Below are 21,650 nucleotides of genomic sequence, written 5' to 3'. Positions count from 1 at the left end.
TGCGGTGATCCGCGTACTCCTGGCCGACGACGAGGCGATGGTCCGCGCCGGCGTGAGGGCGATCCTCGACGCCGGGGGCGGGGGTGGCATCGAGGTCGTCGCGGAGGCCGCCGACGGACGCGAGGCCGTCGCGCTGACACAGGCTCACCGGCCCGACGTGGCGCTGCTCGACATCCGGATGCCACGCCTGGACGGGCTAGCGGCCGCCGAGGAGATCGTACGGACCGTGCCCGGAACGGCGGTTGCGATCCTGACGACTTTCTCGGAGGACGCGTATGTGGCCCGGGCGCTGGGCGGCGGTGCCACGGGGTTCCTGTTGAAGTCCGGTGATCCGCACGAACTCGTCGCGGGGGTGCGGGCGGTCGCTGACGGTGCCGCATTCCTCTCGCCGAAGGTGGCCCGGCATGTGATCGACGGTTTGGGCGCCGGGCGGAGGCTGAGTCGCGAGTCCGCCGCGCGTGAGCGTGTCGTGCCACTCACCCCGCGCGAACGTGAAGTCCTCGGGCTGCTCGGAGCCGGCCTCTCGAACCCCGAGATCGCCACCCGCCTGCACCTCGTGGAGGGCACGGTGAAGGCGTACGTGAGCGCGATTCTCGACCGGTTGGAGGTCAGAAACCGCGTCCAGGCGGCGATCGTGGCGTACGAGGCGGGCTTGGTGGAGTGAGCGGTCATGACGGCGGGTCAGCGGCGGTGGGTACGGCGTCGCCGGCCCTCCCCCGCATCGCCTCCGCCACCCGTGCCGCCGGACGTGTCGTCAAGCGTACGAAGGTGAAGGCGACGAGTGCGCCGAGGGCCAGGCCCGCCACCGTGTCGTGCGGGTAGTGCACACCGACAAACACCCGCGAGAAGGCCATGAGCAGGGCCATCGGTGCCGTCAGCCATAAGATGCCGCGCCAGGTCAGCGCCAGCGCTACCGTTGCGGCGCCCGCGATCGTGGCGTGATTGCTGGGAAAGGACCAGTCGCCGTGTGGTGGGCAGTCGACTAGTGGGGCCGTCACATCGGCCACGGCGCGGCACGGGCGTTCCTCGTCAACAGCGGACTTGAGCAGCTCGCTGCACACATACGCCACAGCCGTGGCCAGAGGCGCAAGCACCGCGACGGCGAACACCCCCGGTTCGCCCCGCCGCCGACGCCACCAGGCGACGACAAAGAGGACGCCGTAGAGCAACAGCCCGGCCTCCGTCCATATCTCGGCCAAGTGCTGTACCCACGCCGGGGTGTCATGGGCGCCGTCGATGATCTCTCGGTAAAGGTCGGAGTCCATGGTCACGGACGGTATTCGGGCGCCATCGGTCTTCACACCCTGCGATCGTCCGAACCAGGACCTGACGAAAGACAGGGGCGGAGGCGCAGGCTTTGCTTTTAGGGTCGCGGGGCTGTGACATATGCGGCTCCGCCGCGGGGCGCGACAAGCCACAACGAACCCGCAGTCGCCAGCGAACCGAACCCACCCACCCTGTAGGCGCCCCCCGCCCAACCGCCGGAGGCACTGGTTCCGGGATGATGATCCGGAAAAGTTGGGGCTCACGGCGGCGGGTGGGGACAGTGAACCCGCCGATCTCTCGTAAGGTTTGCGCCGTGGGATCTCTGCGCAATCCTGTCGGGCCGCTTCCCTCCTCCATCTACTGGCGTCGGAGGGCCGTTCTGGTGTCCTTGGTCGCGCTGTTGGCGTTGCTGATCACCTGGATCGTCACCTCTGGCGGCGGGGGCGGCAACAACGGCGCGGACGGGTCCAACGGCAAGAACCCCGCGCCCTCCATCACGCCCGGCCCCACCAGTTCAGGGCCCGCGATCAGCGAAGCCCCGGGCGGACGCGACGAGTCGGGCGAAGAGAGTGGGGGCAGCGGCGGCAGTGGGGAGAGCGGAGGAAGCGACGGGTCCGGCGACTCCGGCGGTGGCTCCGCGGGCTCCGGTGGGGCGGAGGGTTCCTCCGGTGGTGCGGGCGGTGCCGGTGGCGGCTCGGCCGGCGTGGGGAGTGGCGGCGTCTCCGGGGATACGGTTCCCGCTGGGTCCGGCCTCCCCAACTGCACCCCTGGAGCAGTCAAGTTGACGCTGCGCAGCATCCAGAACACGTACTCGCCCGATGAGCAGCCCGAGCTGGAGCTGATCGTCGCGAACTCCTCCGCCACCGACTGCAAGCTCGATCTCGGCCCGAAGGAAGCGGTGCTGACGATCACTCAGGCAGGCGGCGACGACGAGATGTGGTCCTCGGCAGACTGCCCGACTGGCGCCGGCAGCGTCCTGTACCGCATTCCGGCGAAGGAAAGCGTCACCCGCACCCTTGAGTGGGACCGCGAGGCGAGTGCCCCCCAGTGCGCCACGCCTCTGGCGGATACGGCGAGCGCCGGCACGTACTTGGTGGAGGCAACGGCTCCGGGCCTGACCACGGCCCGCACGTCGTTCGTCCTGGCGAAGGACTGAGGGTTCGTACGTTCCTGCGGGGCGCCGTCAGGGACGTACGAAACTCCAGGTTCCTCAGACGTAACGTTCCAGGATCGACGACTCCGCCAACCGCGACAGCCCCTCCCGAACGCTCCGCGCCCGCGCCTCTCCGACGCCGTCCACCGTCTGGAGGTCATCCACGCTCGCGGCGAGCAGCTTCTGCAGGCCGCCGAAGTGCTCGACCAGGCGGTCGATGATCGCGCCGGGCAGGCGCGGCACCTTGGCGAGGAGTCGGAAGCCGCGCGGTGACACCGCGGAGTCGAGGGTCTCGGGGGCGCCGGTGTAGCCCAATGCCCTTGCCACCGTGGGCAGTTCGAGCAGCTCGGCGTGGGTGAGCGCGTCGAGTTCGGCGAGGGCCTCGTCGACCGTGCGGGAGCGCTTGGCGGTCGGCTCCGGTACGTAGTCCCGTACGACGAGTTCGCGCTCGGGCTCGACGCCCGCGATCAACTCGTCGAGCTGGAGGGCGAGAAGGCGGCCGTCCGTGCCCAGCTCCACCACGTACTCGGCGATCTCCGTGGCGATCCGGCGCACCATCTCCAGACGCTGGGCCACGGCCGAGACGTCCCGGACGGTGACCAGGTCCTCGATTTCGAGGGCGGACAGTGTGCCGGCGACCTCGTCGAGGCGGAGCTTGTAGCGCTCCAGCGTTGCCAGGGCCTGGTTGGCGCGGGAGAGGATGGCCGCCGAGTCCTCCAGGACGCGGCGCTGTCCGTCCACGTACAGCGCGATCAGGCGCATGGACTGGGAGACGGAGACGACGGGGAAGCCGACCTGCTTGGAGACCCGGTCGGCCGTGCGGTGCCGGGTGCCCGTCTCCTCGGTGGGGATGGTGGGGTCGGGTACCAGCTGTACGCCCGCCCGAAGGATCTTGGTGATGTCCTTGTCGACGATGATGCCGCCGTCGAGCTTGCACAGCTCGCGCAGCCGGGTCGCCGTGAACTCGACGTCCAGGACGAAGCCGCCCGTGCACATCGACTCGACCGTCTTGTCCCAGCCGAGCACGATGAGCCCGCCGGTGTTGCCGCGGAGAATCCGCTCCAGGCCGTCGCGGAGACCCGTGCCAGGTGCCACGGCGCTCAGTGAGGCGCGCATCAGCCCATCGGCACCGGAGCTCCCACCGGACTTTCCGGGAGCTGCCGCCCGGTCATTGGCTGCCACTGCACTCCTCCGGTCGCAGGATCTGGGGGCGCTCCCGTTTCGCATACTTCTTTCGTACGGACGGGCGAGACCTGGGCAAAGTCTACCGGCGCTCCTCCTCGTCCCGTGGGGCCTCTCGACGACGCGACCTCGGGAGCACCTGCAGCGCGTCTCCCATGTCGGCCACTTCCAGGACCTTCATACCGGGAGGGATCTTGCCGGGATCGCCCGGTACGAGCGCGTGCGTGAAGCCCAGACGATGGGCTTCGGCGAGTCTGCGCTGGACGCCCGTGACCCGTCTGACCTCGCCTGCGAGGCCCACTTCGCCGATCGCCACGAGATTCTTGGGGAGCGGGGTGTCGCTCGCGGCGGAGGCCAGGGCGAGGGCGATCGCCAGGTCCGCGGCCGGCTCGGAAAGCTTCACGCCGCCGACCGTCGCCGAGTAGATGTCCCGCTTCCCGAGGGCGCTGATCCGGCCGCGCTGCTCCAGGACGGCGAGCATCATCGAGACACGGGAGGTCTCCAGGCCCGAGGTCGTACGCCTGGGGGAGGGGATCTGCGAGTCGACCGTGAGCGCCTGGACCTCGGCGACGAGCGGGCGGCGGCCTTCGAGGGTGACGGTCAGGCAGGTGCCGGGAACGGGCTCGGCGCGGCGGGTGAGGAACAGGCCGCTGGGGTCGGCGAGTCCGGTGATGCCCTCGTCGTGCAGTTCGAAGCAGCCGACCTCGTCCGTCGTGCCGTACCGGTTCTTGACGCCTCGTACGAGCCTCAGGCGTGCGTGCCGGTCGCCCTCGAAGCTCAGGACGACGTCCACGAGGTGTTCCAGGAGGCGGGGGCCCGCGATGGCGCCGTCCTTGGTGACATGGCCCACAAGGAGTGTGGACATGCCGCGCTCCTTGGAGGCGCGGATCAGGGCTCCGGCCACCTCACGGACCTGGGCCATGCCTCCGGGGGCGCCGTCGATCTCCGGAGAGGCCACGGTCTGCACCGAGTCGAGGATCAGCAGGGACGGCTTCACCGCGTCCAAGTGACCGAGCACGGCGGCCAGATCGGTCTCCGCGGCGAGATACAGGTGGTCGTCGATCGCCTTGATGCGGTCGGCGCGGAGGCGGACCTGGCTCGCGGACTCCTCGCCGGTGATGTAGAGCGTGCGATGTTCGTCACTTGCCGACTTGGCCGCCACGTCCAGCAGCAGCGTGGACTTGCCGACGCCCGGCTCGCCCGCGACGAGCACGACCGCGCCCGGCACCAGGCCGCCGCCCAGCACCCGGTCCAGCTCGGGTACGCCGGTGGGGCGGGCGGTCGCCGTGCGGCCGTCGACCTGGCCGATGGGCACCGCAGACGTCGTGACCCGGCCGGGGGCCGTCGTACGGACCGCGGGCGCGCCGTACTCCTCGACCGTCCCCCAGGCCTGGCACTCGGGGCAGCGGCCGAGCCACTTGGCCGTCTGCCAGCCGCATTCGGTGCAGCGGTAGGACGGCCGGTCCTTCGCGGTCTTCGTACGGGCAGCCATGGACGAAACCGTAACCGCCGCCACTGACAACGCCGTCCCCGCCCACGAACCCGGCCGCGACCACGTGCTTCCGGCCCCGCTGCCGAGATCGGGGCACCCTTCGCAAAACGGCCGCAACCTATCCGGAACGCGCCGCGGAATTATGCGTTCCTGTCCCCTTATGGAGGATCGTTTCACCCGTATGGATTAAAAGCGCTCATGCAGGGAGAAGCGGCCGCCGCCCGGCGCCTACGGTCCCTCGGGTGATGAGCCGCAGTCCGGAAACCACCACGCACACCACCGGCGCACCCCTGGCGTACCGTGCCGCACCCGACCGGGCGGCGGTCCGTACGTCGGCGCAGTGCCCGCCCACGCGCTACGAGCCGTATCTGGACGGCCTGTTCACGTACTGCCTGTCCGTGCTCTGCGACCACGACGCGGCGGTCGCCGCCCTCGGGGACGCCCTCGCGCTCGCCGAGCGCCGCGGCCCGCGCGGTGTGCAGGCCGCTGACGAGCACAGGGCCTGGCTGTACGCCCTCGCCCGCTGGGCGTGCCTGCGCAAGCTCGCCGAGACCACGGACGCGGATCGGCAGGGCAATCGGCAGGCCAAACAGGCCAAACAGGCCAAGGGCGCCAAGCCCGTCGGGCAGAGGCGTCACGGCACACGCGCGTCGGAAGCCGAAGAAGACCGTCGCCGTCGTGAACTCGCTTTGCTCGCCTGGCCGGAGGCCGCCGGGACCACGCCCGAGCAGCGCGAAGCGCTCGAACTCGCCGTTCGGCACCAGCTCGCCGTCCGCGAAGTCGCCGCCGTCCTCGGCATGGAGCTGCACGCCGCCCGCGAACTTCTCGGTGCCGCCGCCTGCGAGGTGGAGCGCACCCGCGCGGCCCTCGCCGTCGTCGAGACCGGCGCCTGCCCGGGCGTCGCCCGGCTCACCGGGGACCGGCTGGTCCTCAGCACGCCCCTGCGCCGCGAACTGGTCCGGCACGTCGACGACTGCCCGCGCTGCCGCCGTACCGCCGAGCGCGCGATCCCCGGCTCCTGGCCCGGCACCAGCGTCACGCCCGCCGCACTCCCCGTACTCGAAGCCCCGCGCGCGGCCCTCCACATGGCGATGGCGCATGCCCCACGCGCGCGGGGCGGCACTCTGCGCTTCGACCGGCGCGGCTTCCCGATGGACCCCAAGCACCACGCTGCCCGCCGTCACCGCCTCCGCGCGCGTGCCGTCACCACGACGGTCGTCGTCACCGTGGTGGCGGCTCCCGTACTCGCCCTGTGGGCGGCCTACCGCGGCGCCCCCCTCATCGGCGAGGGCACGCCCGGCCGTCCGATCACCGCGAACGAGGCGCACGGCCCCGACGCACTCGGCGGCGAGTACGCGGACGACTACGAGAACGCGGGCAGCGCCGACCCGAGGCCGGAGCCGCAGCTCAGCGAGGGAATGGGCAAGGGATTCGGCGAGGGAAACCGTTCGTCCGAAGTCGCCGTCCAGGTCACCGGCGTGGCCTCCGGCCACCAGAAGAAGGGTCTCTCCGTAGAGGCCGATTCCAGCGGCGACACCACGCTGATCACGCTCAGGGCATCGGGTGGTTCACCGGTCCACTGGTCCGCGCGCACCGGCGCTTCCTGGCTCTACCTGAGCCAGTCGTCGGGAACGCTGCGGCCCGGCGAGTCGTTGACGATCAAGGTGTATGTCGACCATCTCCGCGAGCCGAACGGCCCCTGGAGCGCGCGGGTGTCGATCGCACCCGCGGGCGCGATGGTCTCGATCGACGGCTACGGGACGGCGGGCCCATCACACCCGGGCCCGGGCCCGGGCCCGGGCCCAGGCCCAGGCCCTGCCCCGGACCCGACGCCGAGCGCTCCCACACCGCCGGCTCCCGGCCCCGCACCCAGCGACCCGACCCCTTCGGCCCCCGAGCCCACGCCCACCAGCCCGGCCCCGTCCGAGCCGGACCCGACACCGACCCCTACGGAACCCACAGGCCCACCCTCGCCGGCGAGTGACGGCAGCACCCCGAGCCCCCAGGGAAGCTGACGACTCAATCCACCGGATCGGCAGGATGAGCCGCCACCAGCGGCAGCCGGGACGCCAGCCGTTCCTCGCACAGCTCCACCAGCCGGTCGTACGCGGCCTTGCCCATCATCTCGATGAGCTCGGGCCGGTACGTGACGTACACCGGTTCGCCCGAGCCGTGCGCGGACGTCGCCGACGTGCACCACCAGTGCAGGTCGTGGCCGCCCGGACCCCAGCCGCGGCGGTCGTACTCGCCGATCGAGATCTGGAGTACGCGGGTGTCGTCGGGCCGGTCGATCCAGTCGTACGTCCGTCGCACGGGCAGCTGCCAGCAGACGTCCGGCTTGGTCTCCAGGGGCTCGCGGCCCTCCTTCAGCGCCAGGATGTGCAGCGAGCAGCCCGCGCCGCCCTCGAAGCCGGGGCGGTTCTGGAAGATGCACGAGCCCTGGTAGGGGCGGGTCTGCCGGGAACCCTCGTCGTCCGTCGAGACCCAGCCGGTCTCCGTGCCGACGTCGTGGTTCTGCCAGATCTCCGGCGTGAGTCTCGCCACATGCCCGGCGACGCGCTTCTCGTCGTCCTCGTCCGAGAAATGGGCGCCGAGCGTGCAGCAGCCGTCATCCGCGCGACCCGCCTGGATGCCCTGGCAGCCGCTGCCGAAGATGCAGTTCCAGCGAGAGGTCAGCCAGGTCAGATCGCAGCGGAAGACCTGCTCGTCGTCGGCCGGATCCGGGAACTCCACCCACGAACGCGCGAAGTCGAGCCCCTTCTCGTCCTGCTCGGACGCCGGGACAGCGGCCTTCTTCGGAAAGTTCTTGGATGAGTGCTGCGGGGACTGCTTGTGGGACTTCTTCGGGGATTTCTTGCTCTTGCCGGGCGCCTTCGCCTGCGAAGAACCCTTGGCCGATGTGTCTGAGCCTGCCGATTTGTCGGTCTTCGCCTTTTTCGTCTTTGGCACGCGTCCAGGGTAAGTCGCCGGGAACCGCTCCGGGGACCAGCAGGGGGCCAGCTCGCAGTAGCGTTCCGCCCATGAGACTCGGTGTCCTCGACGTGGGTTCGAACACGGTGCACCTCCTGGTGGTGGATGCACACCCTGGCGCGCGCCCGTTGCCCGCCCATTCGCACAAGGCGGAACTACGGCTCGCCCAACTGCACGACGAGAGCGGGTCGATCGGCCCCGAGGGCGTCGACAAACTGATCTCGGTCGTCCGGGAGGCACTCGACGCGGCCGAGGACAAGGGCGTCGAGGACCTGCTGACGTTCGCCACCTCCGCCGTGCGCGAGGCGACCAACGCCGACGACGTACTGGAGCGGGTGCGCACCGAGACAGGCGTCGAACTCCAGGTCCTCACCGGCGAGGAGGAGGCCCGGCTCACCTTCCTCGCCGCCCGCCGCTGGTTCGGCTGGTCGGCCGGAAAGCTGCTGGTCATCGACATCGGTGGCGGCTCCCTGGAGATCGCGTACGGCATAGACGAGGAACCCGACGCGGCGGTGTCGCTGCCACTCGGCGCGGGCCGCCTGACGGCCGCCTGGCTGCCCGGCGACCCACCGGACCCCGCGGACGTCAAGGCGCTGCGTAGGCATGTACGCGCCCAGATCGCCCGCACGGTCGGAGAGTTCAGCCGCTTCGGCTCCCCCGACCACGTGGTCGCCACCTCCAAGACATTCCGCCAGCTGGCCCGCATAGCAGGAGCCGCCCGCTCGGCAGAAGGCCTCTACGTACAACGCGAACTGAAACGCAGATCCCTGGAGGACTGGGTCCCCCAGCTGGCCACCATGACCACAGACCAACGAGCAGAACTCCCCGGGGTCTCCGAGGGCAGAGCAGGCCAACTCCTGGCAGGCGCGTTGGTGGCAGAGGGCGCGATGGACCTGTTCGGCGTGGAGACCCTGGAGATCTGCCCCTGGGCGCTGAGGGAGGGAGTGATCCTCCGGCACCTGGATCAGATGCCGACCACGTAAGCGCCCGAAGAGGCGCGGGGCTGCGCCAATGTGCGGCTCCGCCGTGATGGAGGTCCCCCGCTCATAGGGCTCCCCCGGCTCATGGGGGTCCCCCCGCTCGAGCGCAGCCGAGCGTGGGGGAGAAGCCGAGAGTGGGGGAGCGACAAGCCACGACGAACCCGCACTCGCCCGTGGCGAAAACCACAACGTCGATTGGGCGAACCGTACGACAACCGGCGTCACCCTTCGGCCAAGGCGAGCCGCCCCCGCACAACCGCCGGAGGCAACCCGTACTCTGTCCTTCGTGGCAGAACCAGTGGTCCGCATCCCGGATGCGAAGGTCGCGCTGTCGACGGCCTCTGTCTACCCGGAGTCGACGGCGACGGCCTTCGAGATCGCCGCGCGCCTCGGGTACGACGGGGTCGAGGTCATGGTGTGGACCGACCCGGTCAGCCAGGACATCGAGGCACTGCGCAGGCTCAGCGACTATCACCAGATCCCGATCCTGGCCGTTCACGCCCCCTGCCTGCTCATCACCCAGCGCGTCTGGTCCACCGATCCCTGGGTCAAGCTCCAGCGCGCCAGGTCCGCGGCCGAGAAGCTCGGCGCCTCCACGGTCGTCGTACATCCGCCGTTCCGCTGGCAGCGCCAGTACGCCCGCGACTTCGTCACCGGGATCTGGCGGATGGCCAACGAGACGGACGTACGGTTCGCCGTCGAAAACATGTACCCCTGGCGCTACCGCGACCGCGAGATGCTCGCGTACGCCCCCGACTGGGACGTGACGAAGGACGACTACCGCCACTTCACGATCGACCTGAGCCATGCCTCCACGGCCCGCGCCGACGCCATGCAGTTGCTCGACCGCATGGGCGACCGCCTCGGCCACGTCCACCTCGCCGACGGCCGGGGCTCGGCGAAGGACGAGCACCTCGTCCCGGGGCGCGGCAACCAGCCCTGCGCCGAGCTTCTGGAGCGGCTCGCGCTGAGCGGCTTCGACGGCCATGTCGTCATCGAGGTCAACACCCGCCGGGCCATGTCCAGCGCCGAACGCGAGGCCGACCTCGCCGAGGCCCTGGCCTTCAGCCGGCTCCACCTCGCCTCGGCGCTGCGGGTCGCCGGCTCATGACCGACACGGCCCCCCGACGCCGCGGACGCCCTTCCCGTACGCAGTCGGCGGACGCGCCCGCGACACGTGACCGCATCCTGGCGGCGGCCCGCGAGGAGTTCTCCCAGCGCGGCTACGACAAGACGTCCGTACGCGGCATCGCCAAGGCGGCCGGCGTGGACTCGGCACTCGTGCACCACTACTTCGGCACCAAGGAGCAGGTCTTCGAGGCGGCCGTCGAGGTCGCCTTCTCGCCCGCCCTCAAGATGCGCGACGTGGTCCTCGAAGGCCCCCTCGACGAGGTCGGCGAGCGCATGACCCGCCTCATCTTCGGCCTCTGGGAGAACCCCGTGACCCGGATGCCGCTCCTCGCGATCGTCCGGTCGGCGGTGAACAACGAGACCGCGGCCGCCGTCTTCCGCCGCCTGGTCGCCGCGCAGCTGATGCGCCGCATCGCCGGCCGGCTCGACGCCCCGGACGCGGAACTGCGTACCGAACTCGCGGCCGCCCAGCTCGTGGGAGTCGCGATGATGCGGTACGTGATCAAGATCGAGCCGCTGGCGTCGGCGGACCCGGAGCTGGTCATCGCGCGGCTCGCTCCGGTCGTCCAGGGCCATCTGACGGGGCCCTGAAGGCCCTGACGAGGCCTCCGGCACGGCCGCCGACCGGAACACGAACCTCTGCTCGCCCCGGCCGCCAACCAAGACACACATCCCGTATTCCGGACGAGCCGTCGGGAACCTGGAGCACCGGCGTAGGCTCGAAACCTGTCAGAACTCTCCTAAGGAGCGAGCGACGATGCCCGATCTGAGGTCCCGCACAGTCACCCACGGCCGCAACATGGCGGGCGCCCGCGCCCTGATGCGCGCCTCCGGTGTACCAGGCGCGGACATCGGCCGGAAGCCGATCATCGCAGTCGCCAACTCCTTCACCGAGTTCGTGCCCGGCCACACCCACCTGGCGCCGGTCGGCCGGATCGTCAGCGAGGCGGTCACGGCGGCCGGAGGCATCCCGCGCGAGTTCAACACGATCGCCGTCGACGACGGCATCGCGATGGGCCACGGCGGCATGCTGTACTCCCTGCCCTCCCGCGACCTGATCGCGGACAGCGTCGAGTACATGGTGGAAGCCCACTGCGCCGACGCCCTGATCTGCATCTCCAACTGCGACAAGATCACCCCGGGCATGCTCATGGCGGCGCTGCGCCTGAACATCCCGACGGTCTTCGTCTCCGGCGGCCCCATGGAGTCCGGCCGCGCGACGCTGGTCGACGGCACGGTCCGTACGCTCGACCTCATCGACGCGATCTCCGACGCGGTCAACGACAAGGTCTCGGACGAGGACATCCTCCGTATCGAGGAGAACGCCTGTCCCACCTGCGGTTCCTGCTCCGGCATGTTCACCGCCAACTCCATGAACTGCCTGACCGAGGCCATCGGCTTGTCCCTCCCCGGCAACGGCTCGGTCCTGGCCACACACACGGCCCGCAAGGAGCTGTACGAGCGGGCCGGCGCCACCGTCGTCGAGCTGACCAAGCGCTACTACGACGAGGACGACGCCTCCGTTCTCCCGCGCAACATCGCCACCCACGCGGCCTTCGAGAACGCCATGGCACTCGACATCGCCATGGGCGGCTCCACCAACACGATCCTGCACCTGCTGGCCGCCGCCCAGGAGGCCGAGGCCGGCTACGACCTGAACGACATCGACGCCGTCTCCCGCCGTGTCCCGTGCCTCGCGAAGGTCGCGCCCAACGTCGCGGCGACACGGACGTACTACATGGAGGACGTGCACCGCGCCGGCGGCATCCCCGCGATCCTCGGCGAGCTCTACCGCGGCGGCCTGCTGAACGAGGACGTCCACACCGTCCACAGCCCCTCCATCAAGGAGTGGCTGGACGCGTGGGACATCCGCAGCGGATCGGCGTCCGAGGAAGCCATGGAGCTGTGGCACGCGGCCCCCGGCTGCAAGCGTTCCGCCGAGGCCTTCTCCCAGTCGGAGCGCTGGGAGGAACTCGACACGGACGCGGCGAACGGCTGCATCCGCGATGTCGCCCACGCGTACTCGAAGGACGGCGGCCTGGCCGTCCTCAAGGGCAACCTCGCCGTGGACGGCTGTGTCGTGAAGACGGCCGGCGTCGACGAGTCGATCTGGACCTTCGAGGGCCCGGCGGTGGTCTGCGAGTCGCAGGAGGAGGCCGTCGAGAAGATCCTCGCCAAGCAGGTGCGCGAAGGGGACGTGGTGGTCATCCGCTACGAGGGCCCCAAGGGCGGGCCCGGCATGCAGGAGATGCTCTACCCCACCTCCTTCCTCAAGGGCCGCGGCCTCGGCAAGGCCTGCGCCCTGGTGACGGACGGCCGCTTCTCCGGCGGCACCTCGGGCCTGTCGATCGGCCACGCCTCCCCGGAGGCGGCGTCCGGCGGCACGATCGCCCTGGTCCAGGACGGCGACCGCATTCGCATCGACATCCCGAACCGCACGATCGAACTCCTCGTCCCGGAGGAGGAGTTGGCAACCCGCCGCGCCGCCCTGAACGGTGTCTACGCCCCCGCCGCCCGCGACCGCAAGGTCTCGGCCGCCCTCCGCGCGTACGCCGCGATGGCGACGAGCGCGGACAAGGGCGCGGTGCGGGACGTTTCGAAGTTGGGCTGACGCCTCGGCGTCACGCGTACCGCTGGTACCACTAGTAGCTCTCGTGGCCCTGTAGCTCCTGCACCCCGGTAGCTCCCCTACGACGAACGTCCCCGTACGCCCCTCGTAAGACGTACGTAAAGAGACGCCCCTCGCAGCGCAACTATGCCGCTGTGGGGGGCGTCTAATGTGTGCAGAGCATGCCAAGTGACAGTACGTCTCCGCGTACCGTCCGCAAACGGGGGAGAACAGAATGAGTGAGAACCTCGCCGAGACAGGCACCGAGGAGGAGAGGGGCACCGAGGAGCTGTCCGCCACGGCAACGGCCGCGGCCACCTACACCGTGGTCGCCAACGTGAACGTGCGCTCCGGTCCCAGCACCTCGTACGCCATCGTCGGGCGCCTGTCCGCCGGAACCAGGGTCACCATCTACTGCCAGACCCCGGGCCAGACCATCACGGGCCCGATGGGGACCTCCAACATCTGGGACCGCATAGGCAGCGGCCGCTACATCAGCGACACCTACGTCCGGACCGGAAGCGACGGCTACGTGGCGCCGCGCTGCTGACACCGGCCGTTCGGCTGTTCGATCGGGCCGCCGGGGGTGTCACTCCATCCTCGGCGGCTCCTGCGCGTCGAAGCCGAACACCGTGTTGCCGCTCGCGGTCCCGATCAGCGCCCGCCCGGAGAACCCCACGCGCGCGGTGGTCACGGGTTCGCCGAGATCGCTGCCCGCCTGCGGGTCCGACGTCCACAGGACGCGGCCGCCGTCCGGATCGAGGGCGGCCACGCGCCCGCTGGCCGAGCTGAAGTACAGGGTTCCGCCCGAGCCCACCGGTCCGGACGCGGCCTCCACGCTCGTCTGGCGGGCCCATACCTTCTTGCCGGTCGCCGGGTCCACCGCGGTGATCAGACCGGCGTCCCCGGAGAAGTAGACCCTGCTGCCGGCCAGCCCCGGAACCGTGCCGGAGTACCGCTCCGGCAACGCCGAGGACGTGACCCGGCCGCTTCGCGGATCGAGGCGTATCACCTTCGAGAAACCGTCGAATTCGAAGTCCGAGCGGTGCTGCTCCAGCAGGACGAGCGAGCCGTCGGCCGTGCCCAGCGGCAGCACGTCGCCCGTGACCCGCATGGCCTTCCCCAGCCGTCCCGTCGCGACGTCGACCGTATGGAAGGACTTGTTGGTCACCTCGAGCGAGTCGACCTCGGACCGCTGGGCGCACACCGCGTAGACGCGCTCGCCCGCGACCAGCGGCGCGCACGTGGAACCGGCCGGGAAGGGCGTCCTCCACTCCGTCTTTCCGGTGGCGGCTTCGCGGGCCACCAACCGGGATTCGGACGCGTCGGCCGCGTACACCGAGAAGCCCAGCAGCACGGCCTCGGCGGGCTGCCCGACGAGAGCGGTCGTGTCGCTCCCCAGCGGCGCCGACCACAGCTCCTCGCCGTCCGCGGCGGCCAGGGCGACCACCTCCTCCGCGCCGCCGTCGTCCCCGGTGCGGTAACCGAGCACGGTGTCCCCGGAAACGCCGACGAAGTGCATGTTGTGCACGGGCACCCCGGGATTCGTACGGCTCCACACCCGGGTGCCGTCCGCGACATTGATCCGCGTGGCGATGACCCCGCCACCCCCGCAGTACACGGAGTCGCCCCGCGCCGCACAGCGCATCTCGTCGGGGATGTTCCGTCCGCCGCGCACCGTCACCTGCCACGGCCGGAACCCGTCGGGCAACTGCGCGTCGGACGCGCTGACGGTCCGGCGGTCGCCGTCGGGGACGGTGTCCTGCCCCGCCGTCGTCCCGGTGCCGGACTGCAGCACAGCGGCCCCGCCCGCGATGGCGGCCACCGCCGCGGCGCACGCGACGACGGTGCGCCAGCGGCGGCGCAGCGTACGGCCGACGAGGGGACCGCCATCGCGGGCGCCCGCGGGATCTGCGGGGTCCTTCGTGGGCTCCTTGGGACGCGCGGAGAGCAGCCGGGTGTCCGTATCCGTGCCCAGCCCGGCGGGGCCCTCTGACTCCGGCTGCCCCAAGTCCTTCGGGAGGGTGCGCAGTTGCTTCAGGAACTCGTCGGCGGAGGGGCGGTTCTTCGGCTCCTTGGCGAGACACGGCTCGACGAGCGCGCGCAGTGCGTCGGGCACCCGGTCCAGCGCCGGCGCCTCGTGCACGACCTGATACGCCGTCATGTACGGGCTGTCGGCGTCGAAGGGTCCCTGCCCGGTCGCCGCGTAGACCAGCAGCGTGCCCAGCGAGAACACGTCCGACTCGGGGCCGACCTCCCGCGGCGCCTGCAACTGCTCGGGCGACATGAACGGGGGGGTGCCGATGACCCGGCCCGTCATGGTCAGCGTCTGGTGGTCGGCGGCACGCGAGATGCCGAAGTCGATGACGCGTGGCCCCTCCGGCGACAGCACGACGTTGGACGGCTTGAGGTCGCGGTGCACCACCCCGGCGCGGTGGATGTCGCGCAGTGCCTCGGTCAGCCCGATGGCGAGCATGCGCAGCTCGGCTCCGCCCAGCAGACCGTCCGCACTGATGCGTTGGGCCAGTGTGGGGCCCGAGATGTACGCCGTGGCCATCCACGGGTGGTGGCTCTCGACATCCGCGTCCACCACGGCGGCGGTGAAGACACCGCTGACCCGCCGGGCAGCTGACACCTCCTGCCGGAAGCGGGTCCTGAACTCCTCGTCGCCCGCGAACTGCTGATGGATCAGCTTGATCGCGATCGGCCGGCCCGATGCCGTACGCGACAGGAAGACCGTGCCCATCCCGCCCGCGCCCAGGCGCGCCTCCAGCGGGTAGCCGCCGATCTCCTCCGGATCTCCTGCGCGGAGATGCACAGCCGCTTCACCTTCCCCGTACGTCACATCGTGCCCACCCAAACTAGCGTCCCCATCGGTCGGCAGGGCCATCGCCCGGGTCGGGGGGCGGCCTCGACATCCAGCTGCGGGGACGATAATCGGCCCATGAGCGACGAAACCGGGCCCGGCGTCCCCGCGGGCCCTCAGCCCGAACCCATCCGCTTCTTCGGCACGACCTGGCTGAACCACGACCACGGCTACGCCGCGCGCCGCATCGGCGCAGCCGCCGGTTCGCTGGTGGCGGCTGCCGCTGCCTGCCTCGTCCTCCGCCTCACCTACGAGGGCCTGCGGATCGCCGAGACCGGAGGCTTCGTCACGCTCCTCATGCTCGTGATGTTCACGATCTGCAGCGCTCTGGCCTTCCGCCACACCTGGGACGGCTTCACCCGCCGCCCCGACCCCGACCGCCAGGCCTCCCTCCGCGGCCTGCTGGCCGTCGGCTTCGTCGGCTCCCTCCTCGCCTACTTCTTCCGCTCCCTCATCGAGGCCCCCGGCGAAAAACTCCACCGCGAGGAATACGAGACGGCCCGCACACAACACGAGAAACGCACCACCCGCCGCACGGGCAACCCATCGAAGAAACGCCGCCGCTCCTAGCGACCGGTGCAGGACCGCTGCCCAGCCACCGCACGCCATCCCTCACCGAAAACTCACTGTCATCTCTCACTGAAAACCCACTGTCACCTCCACCTGCCCCCGGCCACCATGGCGATATGTCCACGACGCCCCCGCCACAGCCCTCCGCTCTCCACGCCGGCCGAGCCCACTCCTTCAACGCCGCCGCGGCCCAGTACGCCGCCAACCGCCCCTCCTACCCGCCCGCCCTCTTCCACGCGATCGAAGACCTGGCCGGCCACCCCCTCACCGGCTCCCGCGTCGCGGACATCGGCGCCGGCACGGGCATAGCGACAGCACTGCTCCACGCCCGCGGCGCAGACGTCGTCGCCGTGGAGCCCGGCGACGGCATGGCGGCCCAGTTCCGCCGCACCCTCCCCGACGTACCCCTCCTGCGCGGCGACGGCAACTCCCTCCCCCTGGCCACTGCCTCCACCGACTTCCTCACCTACGCCCAGTCCTGGCACTGGACCGATCCGGCCCGCTCGGTTCCGGAGGCGCTCCGCGTCCTGCGCCCAGGTGGCTCGCTCGCGCTGTGGTGGAACACCAGCGCCCTGAAACTCCCGTGGATCAGCGAGCAGGCCGACCGCATCGAGCGCCACCTCGGCACCGCCCGCGAGGTCGACAGAAACGGCAACGGCCCCGAGGTCAGTGCCGCGCTCGCCGACCCCACCGGACGCCTCGACTTCACCCGCCGCACGGTCCGCTGGAGCCGCCGCGTCCCCGTCGACACGCACCTCGCGAACATCGGCAGTCACTCGGTCTTCCTCGTCCACGGCAAGGAACGCACCGCGGCCTTCCTCACCGAGGAGCGCAAGCACCTGCTCAAGGCCTTCCCGGACGGCATCGTCGAGGAGGTCTACGACGTAATCCTGCTGGTGGCCACCAAGCCCACGGCCGCCTCCTGACCCCACCCGGCATCCCCGCCTGGAATCCCCTGCACAGCACCCCGGCACCGAAGGCCCGCCGAGAATCGAGACCGGCGGTGAGCGGCAGCTGCCGGGCCACCCCGTGCTCCCCCTCCCTTCATGCCCACGCAGGCCTCACGTCTCATGCCCACGCAGGCCTCACGCCCCCGCGCGCCCTCATCCCGCCGTGCACCCATGCCACCGTGCGCCTCCCCCTTGACGCGTCCTGCCCACGCGAGCATTATTCATCGCATGATGAATTATGCTTCCGGGCAACCCAGCGAGGGAGCACCCCGAACCGACGGCGCACCTGGCTCAGTCGGCGCCCCCGCCGTCCGCGCCGAGGGCCTCACCGTCGTCCGAGGCCCCCGCACGGTCCTGCGCGGCCTCGACTTCACCGTCCCGCGCGGCCAGGTCACCGGTCTCCTCGGCCCTTCCGGGTGCGGCAAGTCGACCCTGATGCGCGCGATCGTCGGCACCCAGGCCAAGGTCACCGGCACCCTCGACGTCCTCGACCGCCCCGCCGGCCACCCCACCCTCCGCACCCGCATCGGCTACGTCACCCAAGCCCCCTCCGTCTACGACGACCTGACGATCCGCCAGAACCTCGACTACTTCGCCGCGATCCTGGACCCCGGCCGTGGCTCCGCTGAGCGACGTCACGAGAACGTCACCCACGCCATCACCGACGTCGACCTCACCAGCCACGCCGACGCCCTGGCCGGCAACCTCTCCGGCGGCCAGCGCAGCCGCGTCTCCCTGGCCGTGGCCCTCCTCGGCACCCCCGAACTCCTGGTCCTCGACGAGCCCACGGTCGGCCTGGACCCCGTACTACGCCGTGACCTGTGGAACCTCTTCCACTCCATCGCCGCAGAACGCGGCGCCACCCTCCTGATCTCCTCCCACGTCATGGACGAGGCCGAGCGCTGCCACCGCCTCCTCCTCATGCGCGAGGGCGAGATCCTCGCCGACGACACCCCGGAGGCCCTGCGCCACCGCACCGGCTCCGAGACGGTCGAGGCGGCCTTCCTGCGCCTGGTTGACGAGGCGGTCGCGGCGGGCCGCAAGAAGGAGACGACGCGATGAGCACGACGACGAGTACGTCCACGACGATGGCGTCCGCCCCGACGAGCGCGCTGAGCGTCTCCCGCACCACCGCCACCGCGGCCCGGGTCCTGCGCCAACTCCGCCACGACCCGCGCACCATCGCGCTGATGATCCTCATCCCGTGCGTGATGCTGTTCCTGCTGCGCTACGTCTTCGACGGCAGCCAGCGAACCTTCGACAACATCGGCGCCTCCCTCCTCGGCATCTTCCCGCTGATCACGATGTTCCTGGTGACCTCCATCGCCACCCTCCGCGAACGCACCTCCGGCACCCTGGAACGCCTCCTCGCCATGCCCCTCGGGAAGGCCGACCTCATCGCTGGCTACGCCCTCGCCTTCGGGGCCCTCGCCATCGTCCAGTCCGCCCTCGCCACCGGTCTCGCCGTCTGGGCCCTGGGTCTCGACGTCACGGGCTCGGCCTGGCTCCTCCTGCTCGTGGCTCTCCTCGACGCTCTCCTGGGCACGGCCCTCGGCCTCTTCGTCTCGGCCTTCGCCTCCTCGGAGTTCCAGGCCGTGCAGTTCATGCCGGCGGTGATCTTCCCCCAGCTCCTCCTCTGCGGCCTCTTCACTCCCCGTCCCAACATGCACCCCGTCCTCGAAGGCATCTCCAACGTCCTCCCCATGTCCTACGCCGTCGACGGCATGAACGAAGTCCTCAAGCACACCGACGTCACCGCCGACTTCATCCGCGACGTCCTGATCGTCGCCGCCTGCGCCCTCCTGGTACTCACCCTCGGCGCCGCAACCCTCCGCCGCCGCACGGCCTAGCGCCCCCGCGCCCGGGGTTCGCCATCCATCCCGCCCAGCGGACACGGCGGCCCACCCCCGCGACCCCGGTGCGAGGATGGGTCCTGGACGACGCACCCCCGCCCGGAGGGCAACCGAACATGATCCAGAAAGTCGCAGTGCTCGGCACCGGCAAGATCGGCGAAGCCCTGCTCAGCGGAATGATCCGAGCCGGCTGGTCCCCCGCCGACCTCCTGGTCACCGCACGTCGCCCGGAGCGAGCCGAAGAGCTCCGCACTCGCTACGGCGTCACCCCGGTGTCCAACCCCGAGGCAGCCAAGACCGCCGACACCCTGATTCTCACGGTCAAGCCCCAGGACATGGGCACCCTCCTCGTCGAACTGGCCCCACACGTCCCCGCCGACCGCCTGGTCATAAGCGGTGCAGCGGGCATCCCCACCTCCTTCTTCGAGGAGCGCCTCGCCCAGGGCACCCCCGTCGTCCGTGTCATGACGAACACCCCCGCCCTCGTCGACGAGGCAATGTCCGTCATCTCCGCCGGCAGCCACGCCACCGCTGAGCACCTCGCCCACGCCGAGGAGATCTTCGGCGCCGTCGGCAAGACGCTCCGCGTCCCCGAGTCCCAGCAGGACGCCTGCACTGCCCTCTCCGGCTCAGGGCCGGCGTACTTCTTCTACCTGGTTGAGGCCATGACCGACGCGGGCATCCTCCTCGGCCTGCCCCGCGACAAGGCACACGACCTCATCGTCCAGTCCGCGATCGGTGCCGCCGTGATGCTCCGCGACAGCGGCGAACACCCCGTCAAGCTCCGCGAGAACGTCACATCCCCCGCGGGCACCACGATCAACGCAATCCGCGAACTGGAGAACCACGGCGTACGAGCCGCCCTCATCGCCGCACTCGAGGCAGCCCGCGACCGCGGCCGCGAACTGGCCTCCGGCAACAACACCTGACGCCGCCCCCGGCGCCGGGCCTGGACCCCGCCCGTCCAGACCCCCGGCGCCAAGGGCACAGCGACTCAGCGATCACCGACCCCAGCGGTCACGGATACAACGCCCACGGACTCAGCTCTCACGCCGACGGCAGCAATCCGATCGCCCGATACGCCGCGTCCACTCTCGGCTTCGCCATCTCTCTGGCCTTCTCCGCACCGTCCCGCAACACCCCCTCCACGTACGCAGGATCCGCGCACAACTCCCTGTGCCTCTCCTGTACGGGCCTGAGGAGCTCGACCACAGCCTCGGCGGTGTCCTTCTTCAAAGATCCGTACGACTCATATACACCGGCCAGGCCTTCGGGGTTCCCACTCTCACAGGCCGCGAGGATCTCCAGCAGATTCGAGACCCCCGGCCGTCCCTCCCGGTCGTACACGACGTCCCGGCCGCTGTCGGTCACCGCCCGCATGATCTTCTTCCGGATCACATCCGGCTCATCGAGCAGATAGACGATCCCCGGCCCGACATCCTCGGACTTCCCCATCTTCGACGTCGGATCCTGGAGGTTCATCACCCGCGTCGCCACCACCGGATGCGTGGCTCGAGGCACCACGAACGTATGCCCGTACCGCTGGTTGAACCGCACCGCCAGATCCCGCGCCAGCTCCACATGCTGCGTCTGGTCGTCCCCGACCGGCACCTCATCCGTCCCGTACGCAAGGATGTCCGCCGCCATCAGCACGGGATACGTCAGCAGCGACAGCCGTACGCTCCCACCCCGCGTCCGCTCGCGCGCGGCCTTCTCCTTGTACTGGATCATCCGCCGCATCTCCCCGTCCGAAGCGACGCACTCCAGCACATACGACAGCCGCGCGTGCTCATCCACATGACTTTGTACGAAGACAGTGCACAGCTTGGGATCGAGTCCCGAGGCCAGCAACAGCGTGGCCGCTTGTCGACTGAGCCTGCGCACCCGCCCGGGATCGTGCTCCACGGTCAGCGCGTGCAAGTCGACGACACAGAACAGCGCATCGGCGCTGTTCTGATCGACATCGGCCCAACGCCGTACGGCTCCCAGGTAGTTCCCCAGCGTCAGATGCCCCGTCGGCTTGACCCCACTGAAGACCCGCGTCATCTCTCCACCTCCTGATCAGGACCGCCGCGGCCCGTCGGCCGAGCTCTCCAGGAGGGAGAAACGAGAACGGCCGCCGAGGCGGCGGCCGTTGAGTACATACGTGAGCACGGCCGCCCTCAGGCGGCCCACCACAGCTGGGTGCACGTATGCGTCGTCATACGCCCGAGGCTACCTCTCCTGAGTGCTCTACGGCGTCAAGTTGACACGCCCCAACCCGCTCCGTACTGTTCTCCGAGTTGTCCGACGTGAGCGCCGACTCCGGTCGGTCCCCGGACAGCCATTCCGCAGTAAGCACCTAACGATCGACGATCCGTCGTCGGCTCGTTTTGATGCGCTTTTGCGAAATGAGGAATCCGCGTTCGAAAGGGCGCGACCCCGATTAGCTCGGGGCCGGAGATTCCGCTAAAGTCTCACTCGTCGGAACGGCCCGAACGGCCGTGAAGACAGCCCACTTTCGACTGGGAATCGGGCCCGAAAGGGTCTGGTAGAGTCGGAAACGCAAGACCGAAGGGAAGCCCGGAGGAAAGCCTGCGAGGGTGAGTACAAAGGAAGCGTCCGTTCCTTGAGAACTCAACAGCGTGCC

Annotated in this window: 19 protein-coding genes; 13 read left to right on the top strand and 6 right to left on the bottom strand. The window is 70.2% G+C overall.

What is annotated here, in order from left to right:
• The first annotated feature begins 4 nt into the window (after positions 1 to 4).
• Positions 5 to 664 carry a response regulator gene (locus ACGFNK_RS45060; protein ID WP_393427080.1) on the top strand — a complete coding sequence of 220 codons (660 nt, stop codon included), beginning with the start codon at positions 5 to 7 and terminating at the stop codon, positions 662 to 664.
• Between the two features lie 4 nt (positions 665 to 668).
• Here the strand turns inward: ACGFNK_RS45060 and ACGFNK_RS45055 are convergent, their stop codons facing one another.
• Complete coding sequence (locus ACGFNK_RS45055; RefSeq protein ID WP_393427027.1) at positions 669 to 1,265, bottom strand: phosphatase PAP2 family protein; 597 nt, start codon at positions 1,263 to 1,265, stop codon at positions 669 to 671.
• A gap of 314 nt (positions 1,266 to 1,579) precedes the next feature.
• Here ACGFNK_RS45055 and ACGFNK_RS45050 point away from each other — a divergent pair, with 314 nt between their 5' ends.
• Positions 1,580 to 2,422: a hypothetical protein gene (locus ACGFNK_RS45050; protein WP_393427024.1), complete on the top strand. Its 843-nt coding sequence runs from the start codon at positions 1,580 to 1,582 to the stop codon at positions 2,420 to 2,422.
• A 54-nt stretch (positions 2,423 to 2,476) separates the two neighbouring features.
• Here ACGFNK_RS45050 and disA read toward each other — a convergent pair whose 3' ends face one another.
• Positions 2,477 to 3,601 (bottom strand): DNA integrity scanning diadenylate cyclase DisA, encoded by a 1,125-nt coding sequence (gene disA, locus ACGFNK_RS45045; protein WP_386347610.1) that lies wholly within the window; start codon positions 3,599 to 3,601, stop codon positions 2,477 to 2,479.
• Between the two features lie 82 nt (positions 3,602 to 3,683).
• Positions 3,684 to 5,093: a DNA repair protein RadA gene (radA, locus tag ACGFNK_RS45040; protein WP_393427021.1), complete on the bottom strand. Its 1,410-nt coding sequence runs from the start codon at positions 5,091 to 5,093 to the stop codon at positions 3,684 to 3,686.
• A 245-nt stretch (positions 5,094 to 5,338) separates the two neighbouring features.
• On the opposite strand from radA, the gene ACGFNK_RS45035 reads away from it, so the two are divergent.
• Positions 5,339 to 7,108 carry a hypothetical protein gene (locus ACGFNK_RS45035; RefSeq protein ID WP_393427018.1) on the top strand — a complete coding sequence of 590 codons (1,770 nt, stop codon included), beginning with the start codon at positions 5,339 to 5,341 and terminating at the stop codon, positions 7,106 to 7,108.
• 4 nt (positions 7,109 to 7,112) lie between these two features.
• On the opposite strand, the gene ACGFNK_RS45030 is transcribed toward ACGFNK_RS45035, so the two are convergent.
• Entirely contained in the window at positions 7,113 to 8,042 is a 930-nt protein-coding gene (locus ACGFNK_RS45030) for a hypothetical protein (protein WP_393427015.1), read from the bottom strand.
• Positions 8,043 to 8,113: 71 nt separating this feature from the next.
• On the opposite strand from ACGFNK_RS45030, the gene ACGFNK_RS45025 reads away from it, so the two are divergent.
• From ACGFNK_RS45025 to ACGFNK_RS45005, 5 genes are all read left to right on the top strand, one after another.
• Positions 8,114 to 9,046 carry a Ppx/GppA family phosphatase gene (locus ACGFNK_RS45025; protein ID WP_393427012.1) on the top strand — a complete coding sequence of 311 codons (933 nt, stop codon included), beginning with the start codon at positions 8,114 to 8,116 and terminating at the stop codon, positions 9,044 to 9,046.
• Positions 9,047 to 9,329: 283 nt separating this feature from the next.
• Positions 9,330 to 10,154, top strand: a complete 825-nt coding sequence (locus ACGFNK_RS45020) for a sugar phosphate isomerase/epimerase family protein (protein ID WP_393427009.1) — start codon at positions 9,330 to 9,332, stop codon at positions 10,152 to 10,154.
• A complete protein-coding gene (locus tag ACGFNK_RS45015) occupies positions 10,151 to 10,765 on the top strand; it encodes a TetR family transcriptional regulator (RefSeq protein WP_393427006.1) in 615 nt (204 codons plus the stop codon). Before ACGFNK_RS45020 ends, ACGFNK_RS45015 begins: the two co-directional genes overlap by 4 nt.
• Before the next feature lie 166 nt (positions 10,766 to 10,931).
• The gene (gene ilvD, locus ACGFNK_RS45010) at positions 10,932 to 12,785 is read left to right on the top strand and encodes a dihydroxy-acid dehydratase (RefSeq protein WP_393427003.1); all 1,854 of its coding nucleotides are present in this window, start codon (positions 10,932 to 10,934) and stop codon (positions 12,783 to 12,785) included.
• A 232-nt stretch (positions 12,786 to 13,017) separates the two neighbouring features.
• Entirely contained in the window at positions 13,018 to 13,332 is a 315-nt protein-coding gene (locus ACGFNK_RS45005) for an SH3 domain-containing protein (protein ID WP_386347630.1), read from the top strand.
• A 39-nt stretch (positions 13,333 to 13,371) separates the two neighbouring features.
• On the opposite strand, the gene ACGFNK_RS45000 is transcribed toward ACGFNK_RS45005, so the two are convergent.
• On the bottom strand, positions 13,372 to 15,600 hold the full coding sequence (locus tag ACGFNK_RS45000; protein WP_393426999.1) for a PQQ-binding-like beta-propeller repeat protein: 2,229 nt from the start codon (positions 15,598 to 15,600) through the stop codon (positions 13,372 to 13,374).
• A gap of 126 nt (positions 15,601 to 15,726) precedes the next feature.
• On the opposite strand from ACGFNK_RS45000, the gene ACGFNK_RS44995 reads away from it, so the two are divergent.
• From ACGFNK_RS44995 to proC, 5 genes are all read left to right on the top strand, one after another.
• Complete coding sequence (locus ACGFNK_RS44995) at positions 15,727 to 16,218, top strand: EamA/RhaT family transporter (protein WP_393426996.1); 492 nt, start codon at positions 15,727 to 15,729, stop codon at positions 16,216 to 16,218.
• Positions 16,219 to 16,334: 116 nt separating this feature from the next.
• Entirely contained in the window at positions 16,335 to 17,144 is an 810-nt protein-coding gene (locus ACGFNK_RS44990) for a class I SAM-dependent methyltransferase (protein WP_393426993.1), read from the top strand.
• A gap of 252 nt (positions 17,145 to 17,396) precedes the next feature.
• A complete protein-coding gene (locus ACGFNK_RS44985; protein ID WP_393426990.1) occupies positions 17,397 to 18,230 on the top strand; it encodes an ABC transporter ATP-binding protein in 834 nt (277 codons plus the stop codon).
• Positions 18,227 to 19,018, top strand: coding sequence for an ABC transporter permease (locus ACGFNK_RS44980; RefSeq protein ID WP_393426987.1), 792 nt, complete (start codon positions 18,227 to 18,229; stop codon positions 19,016 to 19,018). The genes ACGFNK_RS44985 and ACGFNK_RS44980 overlap by 4 nt, the downstream gene beginning before the upstream one ends.
• Before the next feature lie 119 nt (positions 19,019 to 19,137).
• Complete coding sequence (gene proC, locus ACGFNK_RS44975; RefSeq protein WP_386347648.1) at positions 19,138 to 19,950, top strand: pyrroline-5-carboxylate reductase; 813 nt, start codon at positions 19,138 to 19,140, stop codon at positions 19,948 to 19,950.
• Positions 19,951 to 20,068: 118 nt separating this feature from the next.
• Here the strand turns inward: proC and trpS are convergent, their stop codons facing one another.
• Positions 20,069 to 21,067: a tryptophan--tRNA ligase gene (gene trpS / locus ACGFNK_RS44970; RefSeq protein ID WP_393426983.1), complete on the bottom strand. Its 999-nt coding sequence runs from the start codon at positions 21,065 to 21,067 to the stop codon at positions 20,069 to 20,071.
• Positions 21,068 to 21,650 lie beyond the last annotated feature (583 nt).

Origin of the sequence: Streptomyces sp. NPDC048825, from assembly GCF_043198355.1 — a bacterium.
GTDB classification, from domain to species: Bacteria; Actinomycetota; Actinomycetes; order Streptomycetales; family Streptomycetaceae; genus Streptomyces; species Streptomyces xiangluensis.
The sequence above is the reverse complement of the archived record's forward strand: the minus strand, read 5'-3'. Positions and strand labels throughout refer to the sequence as shown.

What these genes read in the sequence shown, in the direction of transcription:
- ACGFNK_RS45005 (WP_386347630.1), top strand. Translation starts at nt 13,018, where the DNA reads ATGAGTGAGAACCTCGCCGAGACAGGCACCGAGGAGGAGAGGGGCACC.
- ACGFNK_RS44990 (WP_393426993.1), top strand. Translation starts at nt 16,335, where the DNA reads ATGTCCACGACGCCCCCGCCACAGCCCTCCGCTCTCCACGCCGGCCGA.
- trpS (WP_393426983.1), bottom strand. Translation starts at nt 21,067, where the DNA reads ATGACGCGGGTCTTCAGTGGGGTCAAGCCGACGGGGCATCTGACGCTG.
- proC (WP_386347648.1), top strand. Translation starts at nt 19,138, where the DNA reads ATGATCCAGAAAGTCGCAGTGCTCGGCACCGGCAAGATCGGCGAAGCC.
- ACGFNK_RS45055 (WP_393427027.1), bottom strand. Translation starts at nt 1,265, where the DNA reads ATGGACTCCGACCTTTACCGAGAGATCATCGACGGCGCCCATGACACC.
- ACGFNK_RS44980 (WP_393426987.1), top strand. Translation starts at nt 18,227, where the DNA reads ATGAGCACGACGACGAGTACGTCCACGACGATGGCGTCCGCCCCGACG.
- ACGFNK_RS45035 (WP_393427018.1), top strand. Translation starts at nt 5,339, where the DNA reads ATGAGCCGCAGTCCGGAAACCACCACGCACACCACCGGCGCACCCCTG.
- ACGFNK_RS44985 (WP_393426990.1), top strand. Translation starts at nt 17,397, where the DNA reads ATGATGAATTATGCTTCCGGGCAACCCAGCGAGGGAGCACCCCGAACC.
- ACGFNK_RS45025 (WP_393427012.1), top strand. Translation starts at nt 8,114, where the DNA reads ATGAGACTCGGTGTCCTCGACGTGGGTTCGAACACGGTGCACCTCCTG.
- ACGFNK_RS45015 (WP_393427006.1), top strand. Translation starts at nt 10,151, where the DNA reads ATGACCGACACGGCCCCCCGACGCCGCGGACGCCCTTCCCGTACGCAG.
- radA (WP_393427021.1), bottom strand. Translation starts at nt 5,093, where the DNA reads ATGGCTGCCCGTACGAAGACCGCGAAGGACCGGCCGTCCTACCGCTGC.
- ilvD (WP_393427003.1), top strand. Translation starts at nt 10,932, where the DNA reads ATGCCCGATCTGAGGTCCCGCACAGTCACCCACGGCCGCAACATGGCG.
- ACGFNK_RS44995 (WP_393426996.1), top strand. Translation starts at nt 15,727, where the DNA reads ATGAGCGACGAAACCGGGCCCGGCGTCCCCGCGGGCCCTCAGCCCGAA.